Annotated in this window: 11 protein-coding genes and 1 pseudogene; 5 read left to right on the forward strand and 7 right to left on the reverse strand. The window is 63.5% G+C overall.

Translation table 11 applies throughout. The features are described from left to right. The first annotated feature begins 72 nt into the window (after positions 1 to 72). Positions 73 to 1,182 (forward strand): DUF1559 domain-containing protein, encoded by a 1,110-nt coding sequence (locus tag Pla111_RS10655; RefSeq protein WP_146574182.1) that lies wholly within the window; start codon positions 73 to 75, stop codon positions 1,180 to 1,182. Continuing rightward, positions 1,172 to 1,489 carry a hypothetical protein gene (locus tag Pla111_RS10660; RefSeq protein ID WP_146574185.1) on the forward strand — a complete coding sequence of 106 codons (318 nt, stop codon included), beginning with the start codon at positions 1,172 to 1,174 and terminating at the stop codon, positions 1,487 to 1,489. Before Pla111_RS10655 ends, Pla111_RS10660 begins: the two co-directional genes overlap by 11 nt. Before the next feature lie 21 nt (positions 1,490 to 1,510). Here Pla111_RS10660 and Pla111_RS10665 read toward each other — a convergent pair whose 3' ends face one another. The 7 genes and pseudogenes from Pla111_RS10665 to Pla111_RS10695 all read right to left on the reverse strand — a co-directional run bounded on the left by Pla111_RS10665 (position 1,511) and on the right by Pla111_RS10695 (position 7,364). Then, the gene (locus Pla111_RS10665) at positions 1,511 to 2,383 is read right to left on the reverse strand and encodes a hypothetical protein (protein ID WP_146574186.1); all 873 of its coding nucleotides are present in this window, start codon (positions 2,381 to 2,383) and stop codon (positions 1,511 to 1,513) included. 133 nt (positions 2,384 to 2,516) lie between these two features. Beyond that, positions 2,517 to 3,401: an all3515 family Zur-repressed PEP-CTERM protein gene (locus tag Pla111_RS10670; protein ID WP_146574188.1), complete on the reverse strand. Its 885-nt coding sequence runs from the start codon at positions 3,399 to 3,401 to the stop codon at positions 2,517 to 2,519. Between the two features lie 189 nt (positions 3,402 to 3,590). After that, positions 3,591 to 3,965: a hypothetical protein gene (locus Pla111_RS10675; protein ID WP_146574190.1), complete on the reverse strand. Its 375-nt coding sequence runs from the start codon at positions 3,963 to 3,965 to the stop codon at positions 3,591 to 3,593. Positions 3,966 to 4,002: 37 nt separating this feature from the next. After that, entirely contained in the window at positions 4,003 to 4,914 is a 912-nt protein-coding gene (locus Pla111_RS10680; RefSeq protein WP_146574192.1) for a hypothetical protein, read from the reverse strand. Between the two features lie 122 nt (positions 4,915 to 5,036). Further along, positions 5,037 to 5,804, reverse strand: coding sequence for a PEP-CTERM sorting domain-containing protein (locus tag Pla111_RS10685; protein WP_197524948.1), 768 nt, complete (start codon positions 5,802 to 5,804; stop codon positions 5,037 to 5,039). Between the two features lie 721 nt (positions 5,805 to 6,525). Further along, a pseudogene (locus Pla111_RS17775) lies at positions 6,526 to 6,759 on the reverse strand (type II secretion system protein); the annotation flags it as partial. Between the two features lie 176 nt (positions 6,760 to 6,935). Further along, the gene (locus tag Pla111_RS10695) at positions 6,936 to 7,364 is read right to left on the reverse strand and encodes a hypothetical protein (protein ID WP_146574198.1); all 429 of its coding nucleotides are present in this window, start codon (positions 7,362 to 7,364) and stop codon (positions 6,936 to 6,938) included. A 59-nt stretch (positions 7,365 to 7,423) separates the two neighbouring features. On the opposite strand from Pla111_RS10695, the gene Pla111_RS10700 reads away from it, so the two are divergent. From Pla111_RS10700 to purB, 3 genes are all read left to right on the forward strand, one after another. Beyond that, positions 7,424 to 9,208, forward strand: a complete 1,785-nt coding sequence (locus tag Pla111_RS10700; RefSeq protein WP_146574201.1) for a hypothetical protein — start codon at positions 7,424 to 7,426, stop codon at positions 9,206 to 9,208. Between the two features lie 227 nt (positions 9,209 to 9,435). After that, the gene (locus Pla111_RS10705; protein WP_146574202.1) at positions 9,436 to 11,388 is read left to right on the forward strand and encodes a hypothetical protein; all 1,953 of its coding nucleotides are present in this window, start codon (positions 9,436 to 9,438) and stop codon (positions 11,386 to 11,388) included. Positions 11,389 to 11,642: 254 nt separating this feature from the next. Beyond that, positions 11,643 to 13,076, forward strand: a complete 1,434-nt coding sequence (gene purB / locus Pla111_RS10710) for an adenylosuccinate lyase (protein ID WP_146574205.1) — start codon at positions 11,643 to 11,645, stop codon at positions 13,074 to 13,076. The last annotated feature ends 29 nt before the right edge of the window (positions 13,077 to 13,105 follow it).

Below are 13,105 nucleotides of genomic sequence, written 5' to 3' on the forward strand. Positions count from 1 at the left end.
CCCCGCTAAACTTTCGACTGCAAGTTTAGCCTAGGTTACATTCGAGCGCCATCGGCGCGGGGGGCAACGGATATGCAGCAACGCACCGCCAATCGGCAAGCAACAACAATCGCAACCGCTAGGCCGCAAGGCTTCACCCTTGTGGAACTGCTCGTGGTGATCGCGATAATTGGCGTGCTGATCGGCATGCTGCTGCCCGCGGTCCAGGCGGCGCGCGAGGCGGCACGGCGCAGCCAGTGCTCAAATCGGCTCCGCCAACTCGTGCTGGCTATGCACAACTACGAATCAGCGCGGCGCGAACTGCCCGCTGGCTTCCTCTCGCAGAGCGGCACCCCCCTGGGCCGCTATGCGATGACCTACGACGCCCCGCCCGGCTGGGGATGGGGCAGTCTTGTGCTCGATTACCTGGAAGAGTCCGCCGTTATCGGAGCGATCGATCGACAGCTCCCGCTCACCGCTCCGCAACACCGCGAGTTGATCGGCGAGACGCTCAATGCTTTCTTGTGCCCAACCGTTTCAGGCCCCACCGAGCCGTTCGTCGTGAACGACGCGTCGGGAGCACCGCTGGTGGTGAACGGCTCATCGGTTGTTGTTGGGCGTAGCCACTACGTCGCGAGCCATGGTCAAGAGTCGTGCTGGGGCGACTGCGGCGTGCCAGGCGTTAAGGAAATCTTTATCGATATCTATGCCGTGGGTGCGGCCGCTAAGGGGTCCGCCGAGGTCTCGGCCACAGGCGACATCACGGCAATTGCCGACGGGCCCTTCTACCGGAACTCGCGCACGCGCTTCGCTGACGTGACGGATGGCCTCTCAAAAACCATCTTCCTGGGGGAGCACTCATCGTTACTGAGCGAAAAAACCTGGGCTGGTGTCGTTCCGGGGGCCGGCGTGACGCCCGCTTTTATCTCGGGCGACAACGGCCCCGATTCAGCCGCGACTCTGGTCCTGGTACACGCAGGTCCATCGGGTGGCGAGCAGTATCAGGCGACCGGCTTGCCGATCATCCATCCGGTCAACTTTCCCACCTATCACGTCGGCCAGATGTACGCCGAGCATCCGGGCGGGGGCAACGTCGCGTTGGGCGACGGCTCGGTGCGTTTCGTCCAGGATCAGGTCGATCTGATTCTGTGGGCCGAGTACAGCAGCATCGGGGAAGGCGAGGTCATGCGCAATGAACTTTGATCGGTCTCGACAACTGCCAGCGATCGTCGTGGGGCTCGCGGTAGCCTGCGGCGGGTGCGGCGGATACGGGCCGGTCAGCCCCGCCGCGTTCAAGCAGGCGAAGTCGCTTTACACGGTGAGCAACCTCAAAGCGCGCGCGGCGCTGGAGGCCACCGCAGAGAGTATCGATGCCGAGCTCGCATCGGGACTGCTGAGCGCGCAAGAAGCCGCGTGGCTGCTCGCCATCTGCGACGACTGTCGCGCTGAACGCTGGGAGCGTGCGCAAACAAGCGCACGGCGGATGATGGAAGATCAAGCGCAGCGCTAGCGATCAGCTTGACGGCTTACGTTACTCCGCCGCGGCCTTAACGCAGATCGTTGCCGGAAAGCGGAGCCAGGCCGGGCGCTCATCGGGGCTGCGGGTGTAAACCGCTTGAAAGCCGCCGCCCTGAATACGTAGCCCCAGCTCAGGCGTCGGCTCGTACTGAAAACCGGTAATCGCGTAGCGCGCATCGCCAGCGGCACCCAGGACTTCTTCGCAAAACACAAAGTTGGGCGTCACCCAGACGAGCCGTCCGGGACCATCCTGGTAGCCCACCAGCGGAAAGGCGTCGCGAATATCGTGCGGATCCCCGTCGGGATCTTGATGATGCAGCATCTCGACGTAGCCAAGCACCACGCTGCCGCGCGCGGCGACGACGGGATTGCGATCGCCAGCGTGTGCCGCTTCACGATGCACAAATTGCTTCGCTTCTGGAGGATGCATCAGGAAGTTCCATCCCCAACCATCGCCCACCCAGGCGGTCTGCGTTGCAACCAGACGAGGCGCTGCTCTGGTCGGAGGGGCCAGGTCGAGGGGCCCCCAGTAGTGATCGACCCGCTTACCGTCCCACAATCCGTACCAACGACCCGCGAAGGGAGAAAAGGCGGCGTCTGGATCAAGCGGTTCGGCACCGCTGAGCTGCTGAACGAACCGTTCGGCGGTCAGTGCAAAGCTCTGGAGCGTCGGGCGCTCAGCGAGCGGAATGGGATGATCGGAAAGAAAACGTTCGATCAGCGTCCCAACGACCTCAGCTGCACCATCTTCCAGCAACTGAAGACGGAAGCGCTCGGCACGCTCCAGACGCTCTGCTGGAAGGGCGCGGTCCGCCGCAAGCATCGGCGTGGCGACCGCCAAGCAAGTAAGTACCGTGAGTAAGAATCGATGATCGGGACGGAGCATGGAATCAAATTACGCCGTACGGCACCGCAACGCGACACCCCACCAAAGCGACACGCCGTGGCGCGTCGGCACCACGGCGTGTCTGAAGAGGAAGCAACGTTTTAAACTAACAGCCGAGCAAAGCTGCTGAAGCCTAACGACGTCGCAATCCGCACAGTCCAAGCAAGGCAAGCGCGGCGGCGCTGGGCTCGGGGATGGTCACAAAGGCGAACGTAAAGGGTGCCGAGTCGCCCAGGCCGGTTGTGCCCCGATCGCGGAAGATAAACGTCGCCTCGAACTGCTTAGCAAGCGGCGTTGTGTCGTCCACGGCGAACACGGGTGTCAACGACCAGCTATCGCCCGTGCCCAGCGTCTGGATATCGCCGGCTGTTTGCCAAAGCGGCGAACCAGCCGTGTCAAAGATCGACAGCCCGGGGGAGATAGAAACCAACTCCATGCCGACCGTCACCCCTGCCACCGACGACTTGTAGGCACCCCCCGAAGCGTTGAGCAGGTGATGCCCCGGATGGAACGGGCTGCGACCATCGTTGTTCACCACGTTGTCGTACTGGTAAAGATTATCGACGGGCTTGATCGTCAGATCGCCGTACTCGAGTTCGATCGAATCGGTGGGGAAACGCGTCGGTGCGATCCCCGAGATCAGCTGGCCGGCAAAAACTCCACTGCCCGGCAGCAGACCCAGACCGTCATCCAGCTGATACGGCTCGGGGACACGATCGTTCGTGCTGAAGCCCTGCTGCGGAGGAATGGCTGCCGGGTTGCCTACATACGAGTAGGCACCGATCCGATGGAAGTGATTGCTCGTCGGCGTCTCGACAAACGTGTGCGTGAACAACAGAACCAATCGCTGGTAGTTCGGATTGGGGTTCCCTGCGAAAGGTCCGAAGTTGACGAACTCGGCGTTATCGATGCCCACATGGAACAGATTGATGCCCGGCTCAACCGCGGCGTTCGCACGAAGCCCGGCAGAGACAATCAGCACGAGAGCGCAGAAAGAAGACAACAGATGCTTAGTCATTAGAGTTATCCTGTAAGATAAAATGGAAGTTCTTGAGTAATGATTGTTGCGCAGCAGATCGGCAGGCGTGGCGCATCGTTGAACGCGCAGCACTACGGCTGTTTACTGCTACTGCAGAAAACTGTTCAGTCCACAGAGCCACTAGCGCAGAAGGCGTAGCGGCGTGCTCCCTACCTAGCGGAGCGGTTTCTAGGCACGCCCCAGCGGAGGGCCGCGTGCCGGGGGTGGCAACGGCTGCCAAACAATGTGCGCCGCTTCGTTCGCGCGGCGCAGCGTGGGGGAGGTTGCAACCACGAAGTCGGCGACTACAGGCGTCAGCTTCGTTGAGCGGAAACTTCCCAGGAACTGGCACAGCGCACAGTCAGCGACAGAAAGCGTGCCACTGCTTGATTCGGGCGTGCATTGCCCGCCCACGACTGAAGAGTCGTCCGCCTCGGACCAATGGCACGTAACACACCCGCACCCTATGAACCAGTCATGCAGCGCGTAGCCATACACGCCAACAAGCGTAAATACGCTCGCCAGTAGCAGGTCTAACGATCGGTGCGATCGGTAAGGTTTCATGGATTATCAGCAGAATGGCTGCAGCGCGTGCTGCGGGTTAGCTTGGTTGTCGCGTGGGCAGCAGAGCCAACGCCAGCGTCACGAGCAGGCAACCCGCCGGTTCGGGAATCGATCGACTTGCCGGGGCACCAGCGCCATAGTTGGCGACCCACACGTCGTAAGCCGCTGCCGTGTAATTGGCGGGCAAGCCGTCGCGCCACACGGTGTAGTCGGCTACATCGACCAAGCCATCGCCGTTGAAATCACCGGGTGAAGCGCCAACGAGCGTCTCGGCTCGCGCCTCGACCCATTGCCGGGCCAACAATAACGCCGGGGCGGTGAAGCTCTCTTGCGTGCGCCACACGAAGAAGAATGGGTCCGAGGTTGTCAGGCCTGTTGCCCGTGCTTGCAGGGCCACAACGTAAATCCCCGCGGCCGAGGCGTTGGCGTCAAATAAATCATCGTTATCATCGAGCGCGAAGAAGTTGTGCGTATGGGTTGAACCATTCGGATTCGTTCGCAAGAGCGTCGGGCCGGAGACGAGCGCGTCGCCCCCCTCGGCCCAGGCGACTTCGTTGTTGCGGCCGTACATACCGAGCTGGTAGTCCGCGGTCGGAGGGGGGCCGAACGTGGCGGTGGAACCCTGGCCATTCCAATAGAGGAGCGTGGAAACCAACCCCGTTTGCGGGCCGATGTTGACAGTCATCGGCAGGAAGTCCCAGCCGATATTGGTCGAGACGGGCAGATCGCCCGGCCCCGCCAGAAACCCCGGATTATTCTCCACGTAATTTTGATCGAACGTGCCAGCAAAGACCGACGCCGGGAAAACGTCGAAGGTGCTGCAACTAGCGTCGGGACAAACGCCCAGACCGGTTTGCAGCTGCCCGCTGCTGACCCCCAGATAGATATCGCTGTGCGCTGCCGCCGTCGCGCAAACAACGAGTAGCGATACGGAGCTGAGCAGCCGCATCAAGTTTTTTTTAATCGTCAATCTCATCATCGATGGTCCTGATATCCAAAGGGCCGCATGCCCGCTCGCGCGCCGCCCGAGAGAAGCCCTCCCGGGCAGCGCGGTTGCGCAAATAGCGCGGGCTAACGGCGGCTGATTCCTGCCAGTGCGCTCAGAGCGAGCACCACCAGCAAACCGCTGCTGGGCTCGGGGACACCTTCGGCGAACTCGACCGCCTCTTCATAGAACGAGAAGTCAACGCCTGCGACGACGGGTGCCGGCCCCCCCTCTTCGAACGCCTCGAGCGCTCCTTCAAGCTCCTCGGCCAGGTCTTCGCTGACCAGCGCGTCGTGGGCGAGCCACACCATGTAGAACGGATCACTCGTCGCAAGGCCCGTTACATCCAGCCGCATACGGGAAAGATACACGCCGTTCGCCGCGCCACCCGTCAGGCCAAACAGCGGATGATCATCGACGGCGCCAAAAACATCGGTCGTGGCGAACTGTGCCGGAGCAAAGGTGAACGCCACGCCCGGCTGGGCGGCAGCAAGGGGCTGGAAGTCGACCGTCCCAGAGCCATCCCAAAAGAAAGTCGTGTCGTGTGCTCCGCCGAGCGAGAACGCCTCCAGCGAGAGAGTCAGGTCGGCCGAGCCAGGCAACGTGGTGCCAACTGGCACACTGGGCGCCGAAAAGAAGCCGGGCTCGTCGCGCTCAAAGTCGTAGAAGAATGGGGGCGAAGCGGCCGCCGGGTTATAGAACACGGCTTCGAAGACCTTGGTCTCCAGATCAAAGAACGGCCCCCCCTCTTCCATGCCGAGGTCGGCAGCGGCGCCGATCGCCACTTTGCCTGCGACATCACGCACAAGCACGTCGCTGTGAGCGTAAACGGAGTTCGTAGCAACAAGGAGCATCGAAAATAGAATTGAACAAAGTCTCATGGTTAGCATCTCGTTGTTGAAGGATGGCGTAGGCAGTAGCCGCAGCCGAAAAAAACTCGAACTCTTACGTTCTTCATTGAGGAGGAATGGCGAAATTGAAGCCGGCGTCGCACCACTCGGCGATCTGGTCTTGCGCGATGGCATCGACGCGGCCGCAGGCGTACAGATAGTTGGCCACGCCTCCCGGATGCCGATCCACGGCGAGCTCGCCGGGATACAGCGCGGGATCGTTCTGATCGCCCGCCACCGTCTTCCAAACGGCCCGTTGCGCCGGGCCGTTGTTGTTGAGGTTCGTCGAGCTGAACCACTCGTAGGAATGAACGTGGTCGTAGTTGGCGGCGATGGCGGCGGTTGTGGCTTCGACCACCACCATGGTTTTGCACGTCTCTCTCAGCTTGTGGTAGCTATCCACAACGCCCGCTTCCTTGCGCTCCAGAGCCGCCGCCACCGCCGGGTTGGGGTGAGCCGTTGGCAGCTTCTCACGCAGGTAGCCGTTGAGCGCGTAGCTAGTCACCACCTCACGCCGATCGTCACCGTCGTCGATGACCGCGCCGCTGGCGTCTTCCTGCCGCCGTGTGCTGCGTACCACTCCCTCGATGCGGTCGCCGTGCTCGGGGCACAGCCGCACCGAGTCGACGCTTTCCGTATACGGCCGCAACGTTTCGATCCACGACAAGTCACGCGTGCTGACAACCCCGGAAGGCAAATTCTCGGTATCGATATGTCCTTCAAGCTGGGGCCAGCGGCCGTCGTGCGTATCGACAAACATCTGGATACCCAGACCGATCTGCTTGAGATTGTTCACGCACTGCATCCGTCGAGCGGAACTGCGGGCGGCCTGAACCGCGGGCAACAGCAGCGCAACGAGGATGCCGATAATGGCGATCACCACCAGCAGCTCAACCAGCGTAAAAGCGGTACGACGCATCGGTTTTCATCTCCGAGGAACGCAATCCGGAGTAATGCCGATCTCGCCCCAAGAGTTGGCCTCGTTGCCCTTTAAGCACGGCGCACATTCACGCAGCACGAAAAAAGCGAAGCGACAGGGAGGCGCGCTGCCCGCAAGGAATCAGGCAGCAAGCTCGGCGATCGTGAGAGAGACGATCAGCCGCGACAGGGAGGGCCACGTGCCGTGGCCTGCTCGATCATCGCCCCGATGAGCGTGTGATCGGTGGCGAGGGGGGCGCTCGACAGAGTGGCCAGCAACACGGGTTGAGCCGGTGCCGAAGACCTCGCGGTTCTTAGTTGTGCCAGCAGAGAGCACGCGACGCAGTCGCCGTGCGCGGTGCCGGGGTCCGTCGCGGCGTTGAAACCCGGCGATTTCGTTTCGGCCGGACAAGTCACCCCGTGGCAGCACGAGCAGCCCGGAGCAGCCGACGCTTCATCCTGGGGGACTGCGGACACTCCGCTATCCGAGACCGACGATCCGCAGCACCGCCCGCCGTGAACGTGCAGGCCCTCGCCGCCGGCCGCTATCAACAGATAGAGGCTCGCCAGGAGTGTCGCGACGGTGCGTTGCAGCTTGCCAGACATAGACTCTCGATGATAGGCGGTGGGGCAACCCGCTGCAAGCTTCAAGCCCGACGAAATGCATGGCGGTTCTCTGGTCGGACGCCTATCGTTGGCGTATGGCAACACGCGACCAACTCGGCGGCGTCATCCACTCGTACCAGCGGTACGACCCGGTGCGGTTTCCTTCCCCCACCGAGCCCCCGCCGGACGTCGTCTCGGCCGCGTTCGAGCACGCGCTGATGTTTGGCGAGCGGCGCGAGCTAACCGCCGAAGAGCTGGCGCGGGCGGTGCATCTTGATCCCAGCCAGATCGCGGGCCTGGGGCCCTCGATCGACGCCCTGCGGGCCATGCTCGAAGAGCGCAAGCGGAAGATCCTCGCCACCTACGAAACCCGCAAGGCGATCAAGCGGGCTCGCAAGGCGTTGCACGCCGCCGCGGCCGGGGCCAAGCCGCCTACGAAACTGGCCGATCGCTACCACCAGGCGATCCGCACCGAGCAGCTCCGCGAGCTCGAACGGCTGTGGTACGCCACCGGCGACGACAGCAGCCCGTTCGCTCGGCAAGTGGTGCAGGTCCTGGAGCGCATGGGCGACAAGTACCAGGTGGACGAGCTAGACGCAAAGTACGCCTTCACGGGGCGCGAGGCGATGACCGTCGAGAAAGCGCTCGAAGTGAAGGAGGAGCTCGAAAAAATCGATGAGCTGCTCAAGCAACTCGAGGAAGCCGCCAAGACGGCGCAAATCGGTGTCATCGATCTGGAGATGCTTAGCGAGTTCGCCGAGCCGGGCGACGTCGATCAGCTCTCCGCTCTGCAGCAGCAGGTGCAGGACTACCTGCGAGACATCGCCGAGCAACAAGGCCTCGCCGAAGGCAAAGGGGGGGGCTCGTTCCAGCTCACCCCCAAGGCCTACCGCGTTTTTCAGAGCAAGCTGCTCCAGCGGCTGTTCGGCCAACTCGAGGCGTCGCGCACCGGTCGGCATACGGGCGACATCTCGGGCGAAGGGGCCGTAGAAACCCAACGCACCAAACCGTTCGAGTTCGGCGACTCGATCGCCAACATGGACGTGGTAAGCACCTTCACCAACGCGCTTCTGCGCGAAGCCGCCCAGCCCCAGCCCCCGGCCGCGGGAGACACCCCGCAACAAAAGCCTCGCGGATTCCGGTTGCGATCCGACGACATTGTCGTCCACAAGACACGGAACACCCCCAAGGCCGCGACGACCGTCGTCATGGACATGTCGGGGTCGATGCGCTACGACGGCCAGTACATCAACGTGAAGCGCATGGCGCTCGCACTGCAGGGGCTGCTCCGCAGCGAGTACCCGGGCGACTATCTCTCGTTCATCGAGGCGTACAGCTTCGCGAAGCCCGTTGAACCGGGTCGACTCATCAACCTGATGCCCAAGCCGGTCACGATCAGCAACCCGGTCGTGCAGCTTCGTGCGGACATGAGCCGCGATGACATCTCCGAGCAGATGGTGCCGCCGCACTTCACCAATCTGCAACACGGGCTGGCGCTGGCACGGCGGCAATTGAGCGCTCAGGACACCCCCAATCGCCAGATCGTGCTGATCACCGACGGCCTGCCGACCGCGCACTTCGAGGGCGAAACGCTCTACCTGCTCTACCCGCCCGACCCCCGTACCGAGGCCGCCACGCTGCGCGAGGGGCTGCTCTGTCAGCGGGCAGGCATCACGATCAACCTGTTCCTGCTCCCGAGCTGGTCGCAGACCGAAGAGGACGTGCGGTTCGGCTACCGCCTCGCCGAATCCACCAAGGGACGGGTCTTTTTTACCGCCGGACACGATCTGGATCGGTATGTGGTGTGGGACTATCTCTCGCGGCGGCGGGAGATTCTGGGCTAAATCGCCCTCCGTTTGCCGATGTAGCGGAAAACCGACACGCCTTCCGCTGCGTAGGCAGGGAACCAATTAGGCCTCGTCAGGATCCGCTCGCTAGATCGGTTTCTGGTCGCCGACCGAGCCCCTCAACTTGGCGCTCCAGCGGATCGGCCCGTTCTGATATGATTCGCGGCTTGCCCAGATTGCCGTAGGGTCGCCTGATCGGCCCACTCGCCCCCGGGCTCACCAGCATGGAGTTGCTCCGCACGATGCCCTTTCCGCTGCGTACGCTTTCGCTTGCTGCCCTGTTGGGCGGTATGGCTTGGTTATCACTGGCCCCTGTCGCCACGGCGGCCGTTCCCGCGGTCGATCAGCTGCTGCCCAACGACAGCGTCGGGCTGCTGTGGCTGCCGAACGTGCCCGATTTCCGCCAACGCTGGGACAAAACCCAGTTGGGCGAGCTCGCGGCCGATGAGCGGCTGGACGCCTTCCTGGAGAAGCTCAGCCAGCGGCTGGAAGAAAAGGTCGGCGGGCTCGAGGACAAGCTCGGGGTGACGATGAAGGACTTTAACGACGCCGCCTCGGGGCAAGCCGCGGTCGCGATGCTCGGCGTGACGTCGGCTCGGCCGCGTGCGGCGGTGGTCGCACTGGTGGACGCCACGGGGCGCGACCAGCAAGCCAAAGAACTCCTGAGCCGCATCGATACGCGCCTCATGCAACGCGGCAGCGAGAAGCTCTCGGCAGCGGGTGCCAAGATCACGGTCTACCGGGTCCCCCCGGCCGAGGATGCCAAGGACAAAACCCCCCGCACCGTGGCCTGCTTTCACGAAGCCAACTGCGTTGTCGCGACCGACAACCAAGCGGTCGCCGAAGAACTCGCTACGCGGCTGACCAAGCCCGCGGCGAATCTACCCTCACTGAGTCAGAACCAGGCGTACAGCACCACCCGCAAGAACGCCCGGCTGGCCGCCCGGGGGGTGACCGAGACGGTCGTGTGGTTCATCGACCCGTTCGGCTACGACACCGCGGCGCGCTCGCTCGAGCCGGTCGAGACCCTCCCGGACAAGAAGGACCGCGTCACCCTGATGCGTGAGCAGGGCTTCGACGCCGTGAAAGGCGTGGGCGGCCTGATCGCCATGGCGTCGGACGCCCGCCGCGACTTTGTCCATCACACATCGATCTACGCCCCGCCCAAGCCCGGCGGCAGCGGCAAGGCGACCGACCGTTATGACGGTGCCCTGCGGATGTTCGAGCTCCCCAACACGGCCGAGCTGTCGGTCGAGCCGTGGGCCCCACGTGTGGTGGCCAGCTACAAGACGATTCGTCTGGACTTGGTGAACCTGTTTGACAATGTCGGCTCGCTCTTCAGCGCTTTCGCCGGCTACGACAACGCGTTCGAAACCACCATGGAGTACTTCGAGAACGATCCCTATGGGCCGAAGATCAACCTCCGCAACGAGATCGTCGCTAAGCTCGGCGATCGTGTGGTTGTCATGACCGACTACAAGAAGCCGATCACCCCCGAGAGCGAACGCTATCTGATGGTGTTCGACGCCCGCGATGCTGCGGCGATCGAAGAGCCGCTCCGCAAGTGGATGACCAACGACGGTGCCGAGCTGAAGGCGGTTGATGGCGTCCCCTATTGGGAAATCGTGCCTGAGGAAGAACTCAACGGGCCAGTCGAGATCGACGGCCTGCTCCCCCTCGACGCCGAACTCGACACCACCCCGCGCGAAGAGCGTGTCTTCCGGCGGGCAGCGGTCTGCCTGCACCAAAATCAGCTGGTCGTGGGCTCAGACGTGGAGTTCCTCAAGCAGGCCTTGTTTGGCGTGACCGAAGCCGAGTCACTCCAGGGGAGTATCGATCTGGCCGCGACGCTCAACGAGCTGAAGCAGATCGCCCCGGGCCCGCGGTGCGCGTGGACCTTCAGCCGCACCGACCAAACCCTCGGCAGCGTTTACGAGCTCGTGCGACAGGGCAAGATGCCCGAATCGGAGAGCTTCTTCGGTCGGTTCCTGAACCGCGTGCTCACGAGCGACGAGCAGCGTGAGGTGGGCGCGGTTCGCGATCAGCGGATCGATGGCGCCGAGCTGCCCCCGTTTGCCGAGGTGGAGTCGTACTTCGGCCCGTCGGCGCGCTCGGGCAAGACCGAAAAAGACGGCTGGACCATCAGCGGTGTTGTGCTGCGCCGGACGGGTGGTTGAGGTTTCCGCCTCGCGAACCGCTTGCGCGGGGCGCTACCGAGCGCGCGGGCGAGAGAGCCGTAAGCGTCTTTTTCGCGGTACAGGTCGTGATTCTCTCCGCGGCTGGCGCGGCACCTCCGTGCGACACGCACTAGTCGTGTGTGCGACAAGCACTAGGCGCTCAGAGGCGGGGTGCGTCACGCTACGGCTTGAGCCATGGCTCGTGTCCGCGGCTCGCTCTCTGCCCTTGGCCCCCCGCTTAGCAGCCCCGCCCGATGTCCGACCCCCACCAGACGTACGAGAACCCACTCATCAGCCGCTACGCCTCGCGGGCGATGGCTTCGGTGTGGGGTGCCCAGCGGAAGTTTTCGACGTGGCGCCGGCTGTGGATCGCGCTGGCCGAGGCCGAGGCCGAACTCGGCCTGCCGATCACCACGGCGCAACTCGACGAGCTGCGGGCGAAGGCCGACGACATCGATTTCGAGGCCGCGGCGGCTTACGAGGCCAAGCTCCGCCACGACGTGATGGCCCACGTCCACACGTACGGCGACGTCTGCCCCGCCGCCAAGCCGATCATCCATTTGGGGGCCACCAGCAACTTTGTTGTCGATAATGCCGACCTGGTGCTCGTGCGTGAGTCGCTCGAGTTGGTCGCCCAGCGGCTGGCGGCCGTGATCGACGCGCTGGGCGCTTTCATCGCCACGCACCGCGCGCTGCCGACCCTCGGCTTCACCCACCTCCAGCCCGCCCAACCGACCACCGTCGGCAAGCGCGCTACGCTGTGGTGTTACGATCTGGTGCTCGATCTGGCGGAGGTCGAACACCGGCTCGCTTCGCTCCGCGCGCGTAGCGTTAAAGGAACCACCGGCACGCAGGCCAGCTTTCTCGAACTTTTCGCGGGGGACCACGCCAAAGTGCGCGAGCTGGAACGCCGGGTTGCAGCAAAGATTGGCTTCGACGCCTCGTATGCGGTCACCGGCCAGACCTATCCGCGGAAGGTCGATGCCCAGGTGCTCGACTGCCTGGCCGGCGTCGCCGCCAGCGCGCACAAAGCGACCACCGACCTGCGCATTCTGGCGATGCGCAAAGAGATCGAGGAGCCGTTCGAGCCGCATCAGATCGGCTCCTCGGCGATGCCCTACAAACGCAATCCCATGCGGAGCGAGCGGATCGGCGGTCTCGCACGGTTCGTGATGAGTCTCGCCCAAAACGGTGCGGCCACGCACGCCACGCAGTGGATGGAGCGCACGCTTGACGACTCGGCCAATCGCCGTCTGTCGCTGCCCCAAGCCTTTTTGGGAGTCGATGCGATCCTCGTCATCTATGAGAACGTCGCGCGGGGGCTCGTGGCGTACCCCCAGGTGATCGCCCGGAATCTGGCGGCAGAGCTCCCCTTTATGATCACCGAAAACGTGCTGATGGAGGCGGTCAAAGCCGGGGGCGATCGCCAAGAGCTGCACGAACGGATCCGCCAGCACAGCCAGGCGGCGGGCGCTGTCGTGAAGCAGCAAGGGGGCGCGAACGATCTGCTCGACCGCTTGCGCGGCGACAAGGCGTTCGCGGCGGTCGATCTCGATCAGATCGCCGACCCGGCGCAACTCGTCGGCCGCGCACCAGAGCAGGTCGACGAGTTCCTCGCCGAGGTCGTCGAGCCAATCCGCCAGCGCTACGCCAACCGACAAGCAGAGCAAGAAGCGCTCCGGGTGTGAGCGACTTAATGCTACTTTCCCCAAACAGA

This window comes from Botrimarina hoheduenensis (genome assembly GCF_007859815.1).
GTDB lineage: Bacteria > Planctomycetota > Planctomycetia > Pirellulales > Lacipirellulaceae > Botrimarina > Botrimarina hoheduenensis.

Excerpts from the sequence above, each read along its gene's own strand:
- purB (WP_146574205.1), top strand. The coding sequence starts at position 11,643 with ATGTCCGACCCCCACCAGACGTACGAGAACCCACTCATCAGCCGCTAC.
- Pla111_RS10700 (WP_146574201.1), top strand. The coding sequence starts at position 7,424 with ATGGCGGTTCTCTGGTCGGACGCCTATCGTTGGCGTATGGCAACACGC.
- Pla111_RS10655 (WP_146574182.1), top strand. The coding sequence starts at position 73 with ATGCAGCAACGCACCGCCAATCGGCAAGCAACAACAATCGCAACCGCT.
- Pla111_RS10660 (WP_146574185.1), top strand. The coding sequence starts at position 1,172 with ATGAACTTTGATCGGTCTCGACAACTGCCAGCGATCGTCGTGGGGCTC.
- Pla111_RS10695 (WP_146574198.1), bottom strand. The coding sequence starts at position 7,364 with ATGTCTGGCAAGCTGCAACGCACCGTCGCGACACTCCTGGCGAGCCTC.
- Pla111_RS10675 (WP_146574190.1), bottom strand. The coding sequence starts at position 3,965 with ATGAAACCTTACCGATCGCACCGATCGTTAGACCTGCTACTGGCGAGC.
- Pla111_RS10705 (WP_146574202.1), top strand. The coding sequence starts at position 9,436 with ATGGAGTTGCTCCGCACGATGCCCTTTCCGCTGCGTACGCTTTCGCTT.
- Pla111_RS10665 (WP_146574186.1), bottom strand. The coding sequence starts at position 2,383 with ATGCTCCGTCCCGATCATCGATTCTTACTCACGGTACTTACTTGCTTG.
- Pla111_RS10670 (WP_146574188.1), bottom strand. The coding sequence starts at position 3,401 with ATGACTAAGCATCTGTTGTCTTCTTTCTGCGCTCTCGTGCTGATTGTC.
- Pla111_RS10680 (WP_146574192.1), bottom strand. The coding sequence starts at position 4,914 with ATGCGGCTGCTCAGCTCCGTATCGCTACTCGTTGTTTGCGCGACGGCG.
- Pla111_RS10685 (WP_197524948.1), bottom strand. The coding sequence starts at position 5,804 with ATGCTCCTTGTTGCTACGAACTCCGTTTACGCTCACAGCGACGTGCTT.